This is a genomic window from Novosphingobium sp. GW835-FHT14H07, from assembly GCF_058793515.1.
In genome coordinates this window covers 285,262-298,877 of sequence record NZ_JBXAFX010000003.1, presented here as the reverse complement: position 1 = coordinate 298,877, position 13,616 = coordinate 285,262, and the positions used below count along the sequence as shown (strand labels likewise).

Annotated in this window: 8 protein-coding genes and 1 pseudogene; 4 read left to right on the top strand and 5 right to left on the bottom strand. The window is 64.4% G+C overall.

Translation table 11 applies throughout. The features are described 5' to 3' along the window. The 4 genes and pseudogenes from AC1Q5P_RS04955 to AC1Q5P_RS04940 form a co-directional block, all read left to right on the top strand. Nucleotides 1-138, top strand: a pseudogene (locus AC1Q5P_RS04955) (bifunctional D-altronate/D-mannonate dehydratase); the annotation flags it as partial. A gap of 27 nt (nucleotides 139-165) precedes the next feature. After that, nucleotides 166-1,683: a hypothetical protein gene (locus tag AC1Q5P_RS04950; RefSeq protein ID WP_039335608.1), complete on the top strand. Its 1,518-nt coding sequence runs from the start codon at nucleotides 166-168 to the stop codon at nucleotides 1,681-1,683. Beyond that, nucleotides 1,683-2,561 carry a sugar kinase gene (locus AC1Q5P_RS04945; protein WP_492518299.1) on the top strand — a complete coding sequence of 293 codons (879 nt, stop codon included), beginning with the start codon at nucleotides 1,683-1,685 and terminating at the stop codon, nucleotides 2,559-2,561. The genes AC1Q5P_RS04950 and AC1Q5P_RS04945 overlap by 1 nt, the downstream gene beginning before the upstream one ends. A 33-nt stretch (nucleotides 2,562-2,594) precedes the next feature. Beyond that, entirely contained in the window at nucleotides 2,595-4,460 is a 1,866-nt protein-coding gene (locus AC1Q5P_RS04940) for a sulfatase-like hydrolase/transferase (protein WP_492518298.1), read from the top strand. 15 nt (nucleotides 4,461-4,475) lie between these two features. Here the strand turns inward: AC1Q5P_RS04940 and AC1Q5P_RS04935 are convergent, their stop codons facing one another. The 5 genes from AC1Q5P_RS04935 to AC1Q5P_RS04915 form a co-directional block, all read right to left on the bottom strand. Beyond that, entirely contained in the window at nucleotides 4,476-5,723 is a 1,248-nt protein-coding gene (locus AC1Q5P_RS04935; RefSeq protein ID WP_492518297.1) for an MFS transporter, read from the bottom strand. A gap of 23 nt (nucleotides 5,724-5,746) precedes the next feature. Then, nucleotides 5,747-8,431: a glycoside hydrolase family 2 TIM barrel-domain containing protein gene (locus AC1Q5P_RS04930; protein ID WP_492518296.1), complete on the bottom strand. Its 2,685-nt coding sequence runs from the start codon at nucleotides 8,429-8,431 to the stop codon at nucleotides 5,747-5,749. 417 nt (nucleotides 8,432-8,848) lie between these two features. Next, nucleotides 8,849-11,815 carry a TonB-dependent receptor domain-containing protein gene (locus AC1Q5P_RS04925; protein ID WP_230487893.1) on the bottom strand — a complete coding sequence of 989 codons (2,967 nt, stop codon included), beginning with the start codon at nucleotides 11,813-11,815 and terminating at the stop codon, nucleotides 8,849-8,851. A gap of 209 nt (nucleotides 11,816-12,024) precedes the next feature. Then, nucleotides 12,025-12,804 carry an SDR family NAD(P)-dependent oxidoreductase gene (locus AC1Q5P_RS04920; protein ID WP_039335785.1) on the bottom strand — a complete coding sequence of 260 codons (780 nt, stop codon included), beginning with the start codon at nucleotides 12,802-12,804 and terminating at the stop codon, nucleotides 12,025-12,027. Next, nucleotides 12,801-13,616, bottom strand: coding sequence for an SDR family NAD(P)-dependent oxidoreductase (locus tag AC1Q5P_RS04915; RefSeq protein ID WP_492478435.1), 816 nt, complete (start codon nucleotides 13,614-13,616; stop codon nucleotides 12,801-12,803). Before AC1Q5P_RS04915 ends, AC1Q5P_RS04920 begins: the two co-directional genes overlap by 4 nt.

The following is a 13,616-nucleotide window of genomic DNA, read 5'->3' as shown; positions in this document are numbered from 1 at the left end:
GAAAAGGGCGAACTCTTCATCGGCGATACCCCCGGACACGGCGTCGACATCGACGAGAAACTCGCCGCCAAATACCCATACAAACCAGCATACCTCCCCGTCGCACGGCTCGAGGACGGAACAATGTGGAACTGGTAGGACAACAACGACAACAGTGAGGATATCATGAAGAAGGCATTTCTTGCGGCGACCGCCATGGTTGCCTTGACCGGCGCGACGTCCGTTCCCGCCCCCTCGCTCCAGCTTGCCAGGCTTGCGAAGGTCGGTACCGTCAGCGATCGCTATCAGTCCTACAACATCGAGATGGTCGAAGTGACCGGCGGCCGCTTCTGGGCGCCCTATGGCGGCCCGGCGGACGAACGCTATCGCCAGCGCCCGCCGATCGACCTGACCGATCCCAAGCTCGTCGCGCTGGCCAAGGCACTCGGCCCCAGCCTCGTGCGGGTCAGCGGCACCTGGGCCAATAACACCTACCTTGAAGCCGAAGGCGAACATCTCTCCGCCCCGCCCGCAGGCTTCGTACAGGTGCTCACTCGCGACCAGTGGAAGAACGTGGTCGCCTTCTCCAAGGCCGTCGATGCGCCCATCGTCACCAGCTTCGCCGTCAGCAACGGCACGCGCGATGCCAATGGCGTGTGGACGCCAGCGCAAGCGCAGCGCCTGGTTGATCTTACCCGCGAGGCGGGCGGCTCGCTCTACGCCGCCGAGTTCTTCAACGAAGCCAACATGCCCAGCGCCGCGCCGCAGATGCCCAAGGGCTACACCGCTGCCAACTACGGCGCCGAATTCCGCCTGTTCCGCGATTGGGCGCGCAAGGCCGTGCCCGAGATGAAGATTCTGGGCGCCGGCGGTGTTGGTGAGGCTGGTCTGCTCAAGGACGTGCCCGTGCCCGCGGAAATGGGCACCCACGTCAGCAGCGAAGACATGATGCAGGCCAACCCGAACAGCGTGGACGGGGTCTCCTACCACTTCTACGGCAGCGTCTCGCAGCGCTGTGCGGGCCTTGGCATCGGCACTGCACAGAAGGCCGACGCGCTCACTGCCAAGTGGCTCGACATGACCGTGCGCGACTACCGCTATTACGCCGCGCTGCGCGACCGGTTCGAGCCCGGCAAGCCGATGTGGAACACCGAAACCGCGCAGGCCGCCTGTGGTGGCTCTCCCTGGGCCTCGACCTTCCTCGACACCTTCCGCTACCTCAACCAGAACGCCGCGCTGGCGCAGCAAGGGTTGCAGGTCGTCATGCACAATACGCTCGCCGCCAGCGACTATGCCCTGATCGACCGCGATACCCTGACGCCCCGTCCCAACTACTGGGCCGCCGTGCTGTGGAAGCGCACGATGGGCAGCACCGTGCTCGCCTCGCCGGCATCGCCCTCGCCCGCATTGCGGCTCTATGCCCACTGCATGCCCGGCCAGCCCGGTGGCGTGACTGTCATGGCGCTCAATACTGGCGAGGCCGCGCAGCGCGTCAACCTCGGCGGCAAGGGCATGGGCTGGACGATGACCGGGCAGCCGCTCGACACGCGCGCGGTGCTGGTCAACGGCAAGGCCCCTGCCCTGTCTGCGGACTACAAGCTGACCGGCCTTGAAGGCACGGCGGTCAACGGCAAGGTCACCCTGCCCGGCCAGTCCATCGCCTTCTACGCCATGCCCGGCGCCGCCAACCCGGCCTGCCGCTGATGCGCGCAGTCCTTGTCGGCGAGGCGATGCTGGAGCTGTCGCAGGACGGTAGCCTCTGGCGCCTCGCCTATGGCGGCGATACGCTCAACACCGCGATCCACCTCGCCCGCAGCGGGGTGGAGACCGCCTATCTGACCGCACTCGGCCCCGATCCGTTCAGCGCGGATATCAAGGCGCAGTGGGCGGCCGAAGGTTTGGACACCAGCCTTGTCCTCGCTCACCCTGCGCGCAATCCCGGCCTCTACGCGATCACCTGCGACGATGCGGGCGAGCGCAGCTTCACCTATTGGCGCGGCGAAAGCGCGGCGCGCGCTTTGTTCGATTGCAACGGCATCGAGGCCGCCCTGGCCCATGCCGAAGCGGCTGACCTGCTTGCCTTCTCGCTGATATCGCTGGCCATCCTGCCCGAAAACGGCAGGGAGGCCCTGCTTGCCCTCGCCCGCAAGGTCCGCGCCAAGGGCGGCCTCATCGCCTTCGACGGCAACTACCGCCCGCGCCTCTGGCCCGACCGGCAAACTGCCCAAGCCGCGCGCGATGCCGCCATCGCCGTCGCCAGCATCGGCCTGCCCACGCTCGAGGATGAAACCATGCTCTCGGGCGAGGCAGATGCCGCTACCGTCGCCGCCCACTGGCAGGGCCTCGGCTGCAGCGAAACCATCGTCAAGCTCGGCGCCCAAGGCTGCCGCCTACCCGATGGCCAGATCCTCGCTCCTGCCGAAGTCCTGAAGCCCGTTGATACCAGCGGCGCGGGCGATGCCTTCAACGCAGGCTACCTTGGCGCGCGCCTTCGTGGCGAACCGGTTGCACAGGCTGCGAAAGCGGGGCACGACCTTGCTGGTTGGACAATCATGCGCCCGGGCGCGATCCCGCCGCGCTGACCGTGCCATATACACACCTGATTGGAACGAGCGATGCATCGCAACCGGCGCGATATTCTCAAAGGCACATTGGGCGCGGCGATCGCCGCTGCAGTATCTCCGGCTGCGGCTGAACAAGGCGAGCGCCCCAATATCCTCTGGCTCGTCAGCGAGGACAACAACCCGTTCCTCGGCTGCTATGGTGATCGTCTGGCGCAGACGCCGAACCTCGACGCGCTGGCACAGAAGGGCATTCTGTTCGAACGCGCCTACTCCAATTTTCCGGTTTGCGCGCCGTCCCGGTTCACGCTCCTGACCGGCATCTATGCATCCGCATGTGCGCCGGCACAGCACATGCGCGCCAATGCCCATCTGCCGGCCATCCTGCCCACCTACCCCGACCTGATGCGGCGCGCCGGGTATTATTGCACCAACAACGAAAAGACCGACTATAATTGCGACGTCGATCCCGCCGCGATCTGGGACGATAGCAGCACGCGGGCGCATTGGCGCAACCGGCCGGAAGGCAGGCCCTTTCTCGCCGTGTTCAATTCAATGACGACGCATGAATCGCGGCAGTTCCAGCGCCAGCCGGGCGCCGATCGCTACGGTCCGTTCAAGATCCCGCAGTACTTGCCCGATACGCCTGAAATCCAGGGCGATTTTGCCAACTATTATCGCCTGATCACGATGATGGACGCCGAAATGGGCGCCCGACTGGAAGATCTCGCCCGCGACGGCCTCGCCGAAAACACGATCGTCTTCTACTATAGCGACAACGGCGGGTCGTTGCCTCGAACCAAGCGCTATTGCTACGAGGAGGGACTGCGGGTTCCGCTTATTGCCTACGTCCCGCCGCGTTGGCGTCATCTTTCGCCATTCGCGCCCGGCACGTCCGTCAAGGCACCGGTCAGCCTGCTCGATCTGCCGCCCACCGTGCTGTCGCTGGCCGGAGTCGAACCACCTGTGACCATGCAGGGCCGCGCCTTGATGGGCCGGTTTGCAAAGGACCTGCCGCGCTACGCCTTCGGGATGCGCAACCGCATGGACGAGCGCTACGATTTCGTCCGCACCGTCACTGATGGCAGGCATCGCTATATCCGCAACTACATGCCCCATCGCATGCTGGGAATGCGCGTGGATTTCGAATGGATCACCAAGGGTTACCAGTCACTCGAGCGCGAGCATCTGGCTGGCCGGTTGAACGAAGTGCAGGACAAGTTCTTCAGGCCCAAGGCCTATGAGGAACTCTACGACCTTTCGGCTGATCCGGACCAGATCAACAACCTCGCCGCAAACAGCGCCCATGCACCGTTGCTGCATCGCCTGCGCCGGGTGCTGGATCGGCACATGCTGGAAAACCGGGACAATGGCTTCATTCCCGAAGGCACGCCGGCAGAAGGGTTCGACCAGACGCGGGACAATGCGACCTATCCGCTGAAGAGCATCATGCAGCTCGCGCAGTCGGCTGCACGCGGGGATCGCAAAAAGGCGGGCCTCTTTGCCCGGCAACTGCAAAACCCGAACGGGGTCATCAGATACTGGGCGGCGACCGGCCTCCTGATCGTCGGCGATGCCGCAGCCCCACACATCGAAGCCTTGCGCTCCGCCGCCACGCGGGACAACTGGCCTGCCGTACGCGTCGTCGCCGCGGAGGCACGCTGCCGTTTGGGAAAGGTGGACGAGGCACTGGCCGTGCTGGGGCAGATCGCGTCCGACACGGCCCTGCCATTTCCACCCCGGCTGCAAAGCCTCAACGCCATCGAGGAACTCGGGCAGGTTGCACTGCCCTTGCTGGACAGACTGCGGCCGGTGGCAGCAGAGCGCGATCAGTACCTCAGCCGTGCTGCCGGCGCTACGGTCGCCAAGCTTTCCGGCACTTACGATCCCTCGCGCACCTTCGGCCGGCGTGAATGGTGATCGGCCGCGTCTGGCTCAGGCGCGGCCAATCTTGCGCTCCCTGAGGAGCACCCACAGCACCACCGCCGCCAGCAGATCAAGCCCTGCCAGCGCCACGAACAGCGGGTTGTAACCGAACACGTCGGCGCTCTGGCCGATCAACAGCGTGAACAGCATGCCGCCGACCCATGCCGAAGTCCCGGCCATGCCGCTGGCCGTACCCACGGTGCGGCTGTCGAACACGTCGGCGCACAGCGTGATCAGCGCGCCGTTGAGTAGCTGGTGCGCAAACCCGCCGATGCAGAACAGGGCAATGGCCATCTCGGGCGAGGTGGCAAGCCCGATACAGGCAGGCCCGACCATGCAAAGCGCCCCCGTCGTCATCGTGATCTTGCGCGATGACAGCATGGAAGAACCGCGCTTCATCAGCCACGGCGGCAGCAGCCCCGCAGCCAGACTGCCGAAGTCTGCCGCCAGGAACGGCAGCCAAGCCCACAGCGCGATGGATTTGAGATCCAGCTTCCACACCGCCACGAGGTAGAGCGGGATGAAGAAGTTGAAGGTCTGCCACGCCGGTTCGGCCAGGAAGCGCGGCACGGCAATCGCCCAGAACGAGCGGCTGCGCAGCACCTGCCCCTTGGTTGCCGGCTTGGTCGCGTCGGGCTGGTTCATCGCGGCAATCGCGTCACGTTCCGCCTGCGAAAGGCGCGGGTGCACGGCGGGATCGCGATAGCCGATCCACCACATCCCCGCCCAGACAAGGCTCAGCGCACCGGTTACCAGGAACGCCGCCTGCCAGTTCCAGGCAAGGATGCAGAACGCCACCAGCGGCGGCGCGATCATGTTGCCAACGCTGGTGCCCATCTGGAACAGGCTGGTGGCCAGCGGCCGCTCCTTCGCCGGAAACCATTGCGCCACGGTCTTGGTGCCCGCCGGGATTGCCGCTGCCTCGCTTGCGCCCAGCAGCGAGCGAAAGAAGGCAAGGCTCATCCACCCGGTCGAAAGCGCGTGGGCCATGTTGCTCAGCGCCCAGCCCACGGCGAAGAGGAAAAACCCCAGCCGCGTGCCGAGCGCATCCAGCACCGCGCCCGCAACCGTCTGCATCACCGTGTAGCTCGCCTGGAACGCGAGCACGACCCAGCTGTACTGCTCGGTCGTCATCGCAAACTCGGTCTTGAGCGTCGGCGCCGCCACCGACAGCGTCGAGCGCGCCAGATAGTTCAATATCGTGCCGAGCGTGATCAGCGCGATGATCCACCAGCGCAGCGGAAGTTTCCTGAGCATAGCTTCTGTCCGTTGCCTTGAGGTCAGCGCAGCCGCTCGATCTCGATCATCGAGACCCGCGCATCGGTGGTGCCGCTGATGAAGTCGAGCGCGAGGCCGCCCTTTGCCTTGACCGTGAAGGTCCGCGCTTCAGCCACCGCCCCGCTCGCCGGAATGGCTGGCTGGAACTTGCGCAACAGCGTCTTCTTGCCGCTCTTCACCTCGAACGTGCCCGGCTTCTGCGTTGGCGCAGTGGCAAACCACAGCGTCACCTTGTAGCGCCCGTCAGCCACCGGCACGCGGTAGGAGAAGGTGCCGCTGCGATAAGTCGCCAGCGCGGCCCGGTCGGTCGTTCCGGCAATCGCGGTGGGCACCGCGGGCTTGCCAAAGTCGGCCGGCTTGTCGAGCGAACCCGCCTGCCCGCCCTCGAACCAGTTGTCCGAACCCAGCACGCGCCCTTCGCTCTTCGCTGCCAGAAGCGTCCCGGCATCGATCACGAAGCGCCGCGCAGTCTCCGGCGCCAGCATCCAGCGTGCGCTGTCCTCGACCGTGCCGCCGGCGTGGACGCCCCGCGCCACCAGCGCATTGCTGCCCTCGTCCAGGCGAACGCCGCTCCACACGCAGGCCTTCTGCGGGCAATCGCTCTTCACCCCCACCGAGCGTCCATTGAGCAGCAGCTCGGTGCTCGCGGTGTTGCTGTAGACCTTCACGTCCGTCACCGGATAGGCGCGGTCGACATAGCGCTTCGAGGTGATGTGGACCATCGGCTCGGGGTTCCAGTTCGCCTTGTAGAACCAGAAGGCGTCCTTGCGGGTCTTGTGGTCGTAGGCGATCAGGCCCTTGGTATTGATGTCCTGCGCATCGCCCTCGGTCCGCACCGTCGTGGCAAAGTCGAACGAGTTCCACAGCCACGTGGCATAGAGCCAGGGCCGCGCATCCAGCTGCGCCAGCGCGGTTTCGTGAATATGGCTCTCGTATTCCTCCGGCTGCGCCGCGCCGCGTGAATCGGCCGGCCCGCCCAGCACATTGTCTGTGTGCATGGTCAGCGCGCCGCCGGCGCCGTATTCGGTCACGGCCAGCGGCTGCTGCGGCCGCTTGGCGCGCAGTCCATCGAGATGCGGCCCGAGGTCGCCGGGCTTGCCGAAGTACCACCCGAAATAGCGGTTGGCCCCGCCAAGGTCCGCTGCCGCGGCTGTCGTGGGGATCTCGATATCATTGCCGAATGCCCGCGCCTCGCAGCACGTCGCCAGCGCTGTCGGCCGCGAAGGATCGAGCGCCTTGGCCGTCTTCTGCAACTCGTTCAGCAGCGGCATGGGATCGACCTCCCGGCCATCAGCCCCGCCAAACATGAAAGACGGGATCGAATTGCCGAAGTCCACCTCGTTGGCGATGCTCCAGATGGCCGAAGCGGCATGGTTCTGGTTCTGGCGCACCAATTCGGTCAGCTGCGATTTGGCATTGGCGACCAGCGCCGGATCGGGCACCTTGCTGCCGCCCAGCGTCCACACCGAAACCAGCGGGATCTCGTCCCACACCACCATTCCGGCGCGGTCGGCCAGATCGTGCACGTCCTGCCCGTGCTGGTAGTGGGTCAGGCGGATCGTGTTCGCGCCCATCTCGCGCAAGGTGGCAATATCGTCGGCCACATCCTCGCGCGAAATCGCCCAGCCCTTGCCGTCACGGTCCTGATGATAGCCTGCGCCGCGCAGGCGATAGGGATGGCCGTTCAGGATGAAGCCGCGATCTGGATCGAACGCCATCGTGCGCAAGCCATAAGGCTGGCGCACTTCGTCCGACACTGTGCCATCGGCGGCAACCACCTGCGTGACCAGATCGTAGAGATAGGGATCGGCAGTGCCGTGCCACAGGTGCGGACCCGCCACTGTCAGCCTAGCGGCAACCTCGCCGACCTTGCCCGGCGCAAGCGTCGCCGGAACAGTCGCGCTGGCCGCTTCGGCACCGTCTCGGTCGATCAGCCGCACCCTGACGCTGGCCTTGGAAGCCTTGGCCGTATCGTTCTGCACCCGCACCACCAGGTCGACCTGCGCCTGATCCTTGTCGGCCTTTACCGTAGTCGCGCGCACGCCCGGCCCACCAGCATCGGCGAGATCGATATGCAACGGTGCGGTCGTCACCAGCCGCACCGGCCGGTAGAGCCCGCCGTGCACGAAGAAGTCGCCCGAAAGCGGCAGGACGTCGGCGGTGGAGCCACCGGCCTTGGGCTGTGCATTGTCCACCCGGACGACAAGCACGTTCTCTCCAGAAGCCTTCATCGCCGCCGTGGCATCGAACCTGAAGCGCGAGAACCCGCCGCGATGTTCGCCAAGGTAAACCCCGTTGAGCCAGACCTTGGCCACGCGGCTCGCCGCATCGAACTCCAGCCAATGGCGCTTGCCCCTGGCGCCCGTCGGCGTCGCAAAATGCAGGCGATACCAACCGATGCCCTGCCGCTTGTCCACTGTCGCGGCCGTGTTCGTGCCGCCAAGGTCATGCTTGTAATAACCAACCCGGTTCCAGGTATGCGGAACCGAAACCTGCGTCCACGTCGCATCGGCAAAATCCGGGGCGCTCGCCTCCGCCACGTCTTCTGCCGAGAACCGCCAGCCAGCATCCAGAACCATCACGTCCCGCCGAGATTGCGCGAAGGCAGGCAACGTGCCGGCGATGATCAGGCAAGCGACGGGAGCGGCAATGATTGCGCTCGCACGACCTGCTCGAAATGACCCCATTCAACCTCTCCAGCTAAGCTTCTGCTTATTGCGTTGCTGACCGGCAGCCCCTTCGGAACTTGATCGAAGCTGAAGCGAAGCGCCTGTCGATCCAATCCGGCGAAGGTTCACCGTCCAATCTTCATGACTTACGCAAAATTTGGCCTGACCACAAAGCACTTTTTGCTCTGTTCGACACTTGGGCCGGTCATTTGGGTCGGACATTTGGACATTCTGCATGACAATCAGAGGCTTCGGCAGAGCCAGCGGCACGATGGCGCCGCCAGCATAAAGCCGAGACTACGGGAATTGGCCAGTCCAAATTTGCTCACAGCGTCGTCACCCTGCCCTGAAACAAGGCGGCACTTGCAAACCGATCCACAACGCAAAAGGCCGGCCCCAGCGGGACCGGCCTTCGCAATCAGAGCTCTTGGGCGATCACATGGTCACGCGGGCACCTGCATAGAGGTAGCGGCCGACGAAGCTGATCGGATAGTTGCTGGAGAAGCGGTCCGGCTTCTGGTTCCAGATGTTGTTGCCGCCAATGTAGAAGCGGAACTTGTCGTCCACGTCGAACGCCACCTGCACGTCATGCTGCCAGCGTTCCTTGATCCACAAGTACTCGGGCGCGACAATGTCCGGGTTGGCGGCCAGTGTTTCCAGCTCGTAGCGACGCGTCTTGCTGAACCAGCTGATGCCGTAGTTCACCGTCACGCCATCCATCTTCCAGGTAATGTCGCCAGTGGCGTTCCACTTGGGGCTGTAGGTTTCCTCACGATCGATATCCACGTTCGCGCCCGGGGTCGGGATGAACTCGAGCCGGTCGAGATAGCCGCCGATCAGGCTGAGGCTGAACGAGCCGAGCTTGTCCGTCCGGAAGCTGTAGTTCAGGCGGAAGTCCGCACCTGCCGTGCGGAAGTTCGCCACGTTCACCGGCTGCACGAAGTAAGTGTTGATATAGCCGGTGCCGGTTGCGCGCCCCACGTTCTGGCAGAACACGTTGTCGAGGCTCGGCTGGTCGACGCAAAGTTCGGCAACGTCCTGGGCCGTCGGCGTGTTCACCGCGTTCTTCAGCTTGATGTCCCACCAGTCGAACGAGGCGACGAGGCCGGGGATGAAGCTGGGACGCAACACCACGCCAGCGGTCCACGTCCGCGCCGTCTCCTCGCGAAGGTTGCGGTTGCCACCGGAGAAGCCGGGGAGGCTGACCGTAGCGGTCGGATCGTTCTCGGGGTTGAAGGCTGCGATCTGCGCGGGCGTCAGGCCGGCTGCAGTAAGAACAGCGCGGCAGTTTGCCTCGCGGAACTGCGTGCCTTCGGTGATGAACACCGGATCGCACGGATCGCTGATGAACGAGAAGCCACCGTTGCGTGGCGCAAACAGTTCGGTGATGTTCGGAGCGCGCACTGCCTCAGACAGCGTGCCACGGAACGTCACGTCGGGGATCGGCGCATAAGTACCGTCGATCTTCCAGGTGGTCGTCTTGCCCACCGTGGAATAATCCGAAAGGCGGATCGCCGCACCCAGCGTCAGGTTGTGCGCAAAAGGCATTTCTCGCAGGACCGGTACCGAAAGCTCGGCAAACGCTTCCTTGACGTCGAACGAGCCTTGCTCGGGCAGCTGCAGCGAAAAGTCGGCCAGCGCACCCTGCTGAAGCAGATCGTCGGGCACGAAACGGCTCGACTCCTTGCGGTATTCGCCGCCCAGCGCAAAGCCGACCGGGCCGCCCGGCAGTTCGAAGAACTGGCCGAAATCGCCCGAGATCGATCCCGAGATCACGTTCTGGCGAATGCGCGCCCGGTTCACGATGTCGGCGTTGACCCAATCCAGTGCGGCCTGGCTGCGCACGCCGTTGCCCAGCAGGTTCAGCGGAAGGCATCCGCTGTTCGCGCCTGGCGTGAAGGTCGTGGCCGGTGCATCGTAGTTGTTGGGATCGATGTTGCCAGTGGGGTCGATGGTCGAACGGCAGACGATATTGCCCGCTCCATCACGCACCGCATCCACGGCCGCGAAATAGCGATCGGCGATGCGGTAGTTGGTCAGGAGGATGTTCGACTTGGTCTGCCCGAAGACGTAGGACACGTCATAGCGTGCATGGTCCGAAATGCGGCCTTCGAAGCCGAGGACGGCGCGGATCGTCTCGCGATCGTTGCGTTCGCCGCGCACGCCAAGGTCGAAGTTGTCGCGCGACAGCAGCGCACCGCCGCTGGTGTCGGCGATGCCGGCGTAGCGATCCTGCAGGAACGGGTTGTCCGGCGTCAGGTACGTGAAGAAATCGAACGAGGGCTGATTCTGCGTGAAGGTCCGGTTCTTGACGTACTTGCCTTCGACATAGACCGACAGCGCATCGCTGAAATCATAGTGCGCCAGCAGATTGACGTTGTGGGTCCGGTTGTAGGCCTGCAAGTCGCCCTGGTAGCCGGCCAGCGGCGTGCTGTCGCCGCCTTGCGTCAGGCCGCCGGCGGAACTCAGCAAACGACCACGGTCATAGACCTTGCCGGAACCCGTGAAGTCGGGGATCCCGTCGAAGTCGAGGTCGATCGCACCATCGACCGAGCTGTCGGCGTAGCGCAGGTCGTTGGTCGGCACCCGGTCGGGCAAGTTCGGATTGTCCGGCAGGTCCGCCTGATTGCGGACCAGGCCAAAGCTGCGTCGCGGATCACCGGTAAAGTCGCGGCGGAAGCTGCTGACACGGTCGATCTCGCGGAATTCATAGGCCACCGCAATGTTGCCGCGGCCGTCTGCGAAGTTGCGCCCTGCAGTGACCGAGCCATAGCGTTGCCCGGCGTCGCCCTGATCCGAGATGCCGATCTGGCCGGAAGCGACCACTCCGTCGAAATTGCGCTTGAGCCGGAAGTTGACCACGCCCGAGACGCCGTCCGCACCATAGATCGCCGAAGCACCGCCGGTCAGGACGTCGACGCTTTCGATCAGGTCGGTCGGGATCGAGTTGATGTCCACAGCGGCGGTGCCGGCAAGGCTGGCGACGTGGCGCCGGCCATTTACCAGCGTCAGCGTACGGTTCTCGCCAAGATTGCGCAGGTCGAGCAACTGCACGCCGACCGCACCGAAGTCGGCGTTGGAGCCCGAGGTGCGCGCGCCGCTCAGCGAGTTCAGCAGCGCCGGGTTCTGGGCCAGCGTCTCGACGATCTGGACGTTGCCGGCCTGCTGCAAGGTTTCCGACGTTACCGACACGATCGGGTTGGGCGCATTGTAGTCGGCGCGCTGCTGGATGCGGCTGCCGGTCACGACAATGGTGCCGCTGTCTTCGGTCGCTTCTGCGCCCTGCTCGGCCACTTGCGGTTCGGCCGTCTGCGCATCCTGCGCAAGGGCAGGGAATGCCAGGGTGGCGATGCTGCTGGCAGAAACGAGCATGGCTGCCCGCAGGAGTGTCATTTTCGTCATGGAAATCCCCATTGATCGGTCGCGTCTGAGCGCTTGGCCGGGAATTCCACTCAAAGATTAACAGGGTCAACTGCCCGGAGGGTCATTTCCGGGCAGCCCCATAACTTTAGTTCAGGATGATGCATTTTCATCACAGAGTATGACGAATCTTTTCCCTAAACCCCTCATTTTTCTTACTGTTTTGTGACAAAGAATTAAACGAAAGTTTATCAGACCTGGCTGAACCCGCCGTCCATCACGAACTCTGCGCACGTGACAAAGCTCGCCGCGTCAGAGCACAGATAGACCACACCGCCGCCCATTTCCTCAGGCCGACCCATGCGGCCGATCGGGTGGTTGGCCACGATGCCCTGCATCGCCACCTCGCGCGAGGGCACCGCGCCCAGCTCGACATAGCGGTCCATGATCGAGTTCAGCATGCCGGTGTCCACGCCGCCCGGATGCACCGAGTTGACGCGGATGTTGTAGCCCAGCGCCGCAAATTCCGCACCGAGACACTTGCTCAGCATCTTCACCGCCGCCTTGCTGGTGCAATAGGCCGCATTGAACGCCGCCCCGCGCAGGCCGCCAACGCTGGAGAAGTTGACCACCGAAGCACCGCCAGTGCGCGCCTTGCCGCCTTCCTTCAGCAGCGGCAGCAGAACTTGCGTACCGATGATGATCGAATCCACGTTGATCGCGTTGACGCGGTGGAAATCGGCCAGCGGAGTCTCTTCGAACTTGGTCACGATCGAATAGCCGGCATTGTTCACCAGCGCATCGAGGCGCCCGTACTTGTCCTGCACCAGCGCCGCGACGGCCTGCCAGTCGGCCTCGTTCGTGACATCATGCTTGAGGTAGTGGTCCGCCCCTTCGATCTGCGCGTCTGGCGCAAGGTCGGTGGCGATCACCGTGGCGTTCGCGGCCTTCAGCGCCTTGACCAGCTCACGCCCGATCCCGCCCGCTGCGCCTGTGACGACGGCGACCACATTGTTGAGAGCGATTGTCATTGCGCCGTCCATCCCCCGTCGATCACCAGCTCCGCGCCGGTCATGTAGCTTGAATCCTCGCTGGCCAGGAAGAACGCGGCCGAAGCCAGTTCCGAAGGCTGCGCCAGCCGCCCGATCGGCGTTGCGCCGACCACGCCTGCCACCAGATCGTCGGGCTTTTCGGCAAAGCCCTGATCGACCCAGCGCTGGAAGCCGGCCTTGAGCAGCGGCGTCTCTACAAAGCCGGGGTGCAGCGAATTGGCACGGATCGGCGTCTTCTTCTGCGCAAATTCGATGGCGATGCCCTTGGTGAAAAGCCGCACCGCGCCCTTGCTGGCATTATAGGCCGAAACCTCGTTCATGCCGACGAGCCCCATGATCGAGCTGACGTTGATGATCGAGGCACCGCCGCGGAAATCCTTGCCGCTTTCTGCCATCAGCGGGACGAAATGCTTGGTGCCGAGGAACACGCCATCGACGTTGATCGACATGATCCGCCGCCAGCCTTCCATCGAAAGGCTCTCGACCGGCCCGGTCAGGTCGATCCCGGCGTTGTTGACCAGCACGTGGCACTTGCCGTGGCGCTCTTTCACGAGGGCAACCGCGCGCTCCCAGTCTTCTTCCTTGGCGACATTGGCGCTGATGTAGCTGGCCGCCTGCCCCAGCCTGCCCATCACTTCGCGCGCGGTATCGCTATCCTCGGCATCGAGGTCGGAGAGCACGACTTCGGCCCCCTCGGCGAGAAAGCGCTCGGCGCAAGCCAGACCGATCCCACGCAGGCCGCCCGATACGAAGGCAACGCGCCCCTTCAGGCGCTGTGCAGACAATTCCAT

What these genes read in the sequence shown, in the direction of transcription:
- AC1Q5P_RS04950 (WP_039335608.1), top strand. Translation starts at nt 166, where the DNA reads ATGAAGAAGGCATTTCTTGCGGCGACCGCCATGGTTGCCTTGACCGGC.
- AC1Q5P_RS04945 (WP_492518299.1), top strand. Translation starts at nt 1,683, where the DNA reads ATGCGCGCAGTCCTTGTCGGCGAGGCGATGCTGGAGCTGTCGCAGGAC.
- AC1Q5P_RS04940 (WP_492518298.1), top strand. Translation starts at nt 2,595, where the DNA reads ATGCATCGCAACCGGCGCGATATTCTCAAAGGCACATTGGGCGCGGCG.
- AC1Q5P_RS04935 (WP_492518297.1), bottom strand. Translation starts at nt 5,723, where the DNA reads ATGCTCAGGAAACTTCCGCTGCGCTGGTGGATCATCGCGCTGATCACG.
- AC1Q5P_RS04930 (WP_492518296.1), bottom strand. Translation starts at nt 8,431, where the DNA reads ATGGGGTCATTTCGAGCAGGTCGTGCGAGCGCAATCATTGCCGCTCCC.
- AC1Q5P_RS04925 (WP_230487893.1), bottom strand. Translation starts at nt 11,815, where the DNA reads ATGACGAAAATGACACTCCTGCGGGCAGCCATGCTCGTTTCTGCCAGC.
- AC1Q5P_RS04920 (WP_039335785.1), bottom strand. Translation starts at nt 12,804, where the DNA reads ATGACAATCGCTCTCAACAATGTGGTCGCCGTCGTCACAGGCGCAGCG.
- AC1Q5P_RS04915 (WP_492478435.1), bottom strand. Translation starts at nt 13,616, where the DNA reads ATGGAATTGTCTGCACAGCGCCTGAAGGGGCGCGTTGCCTTCGTATCG.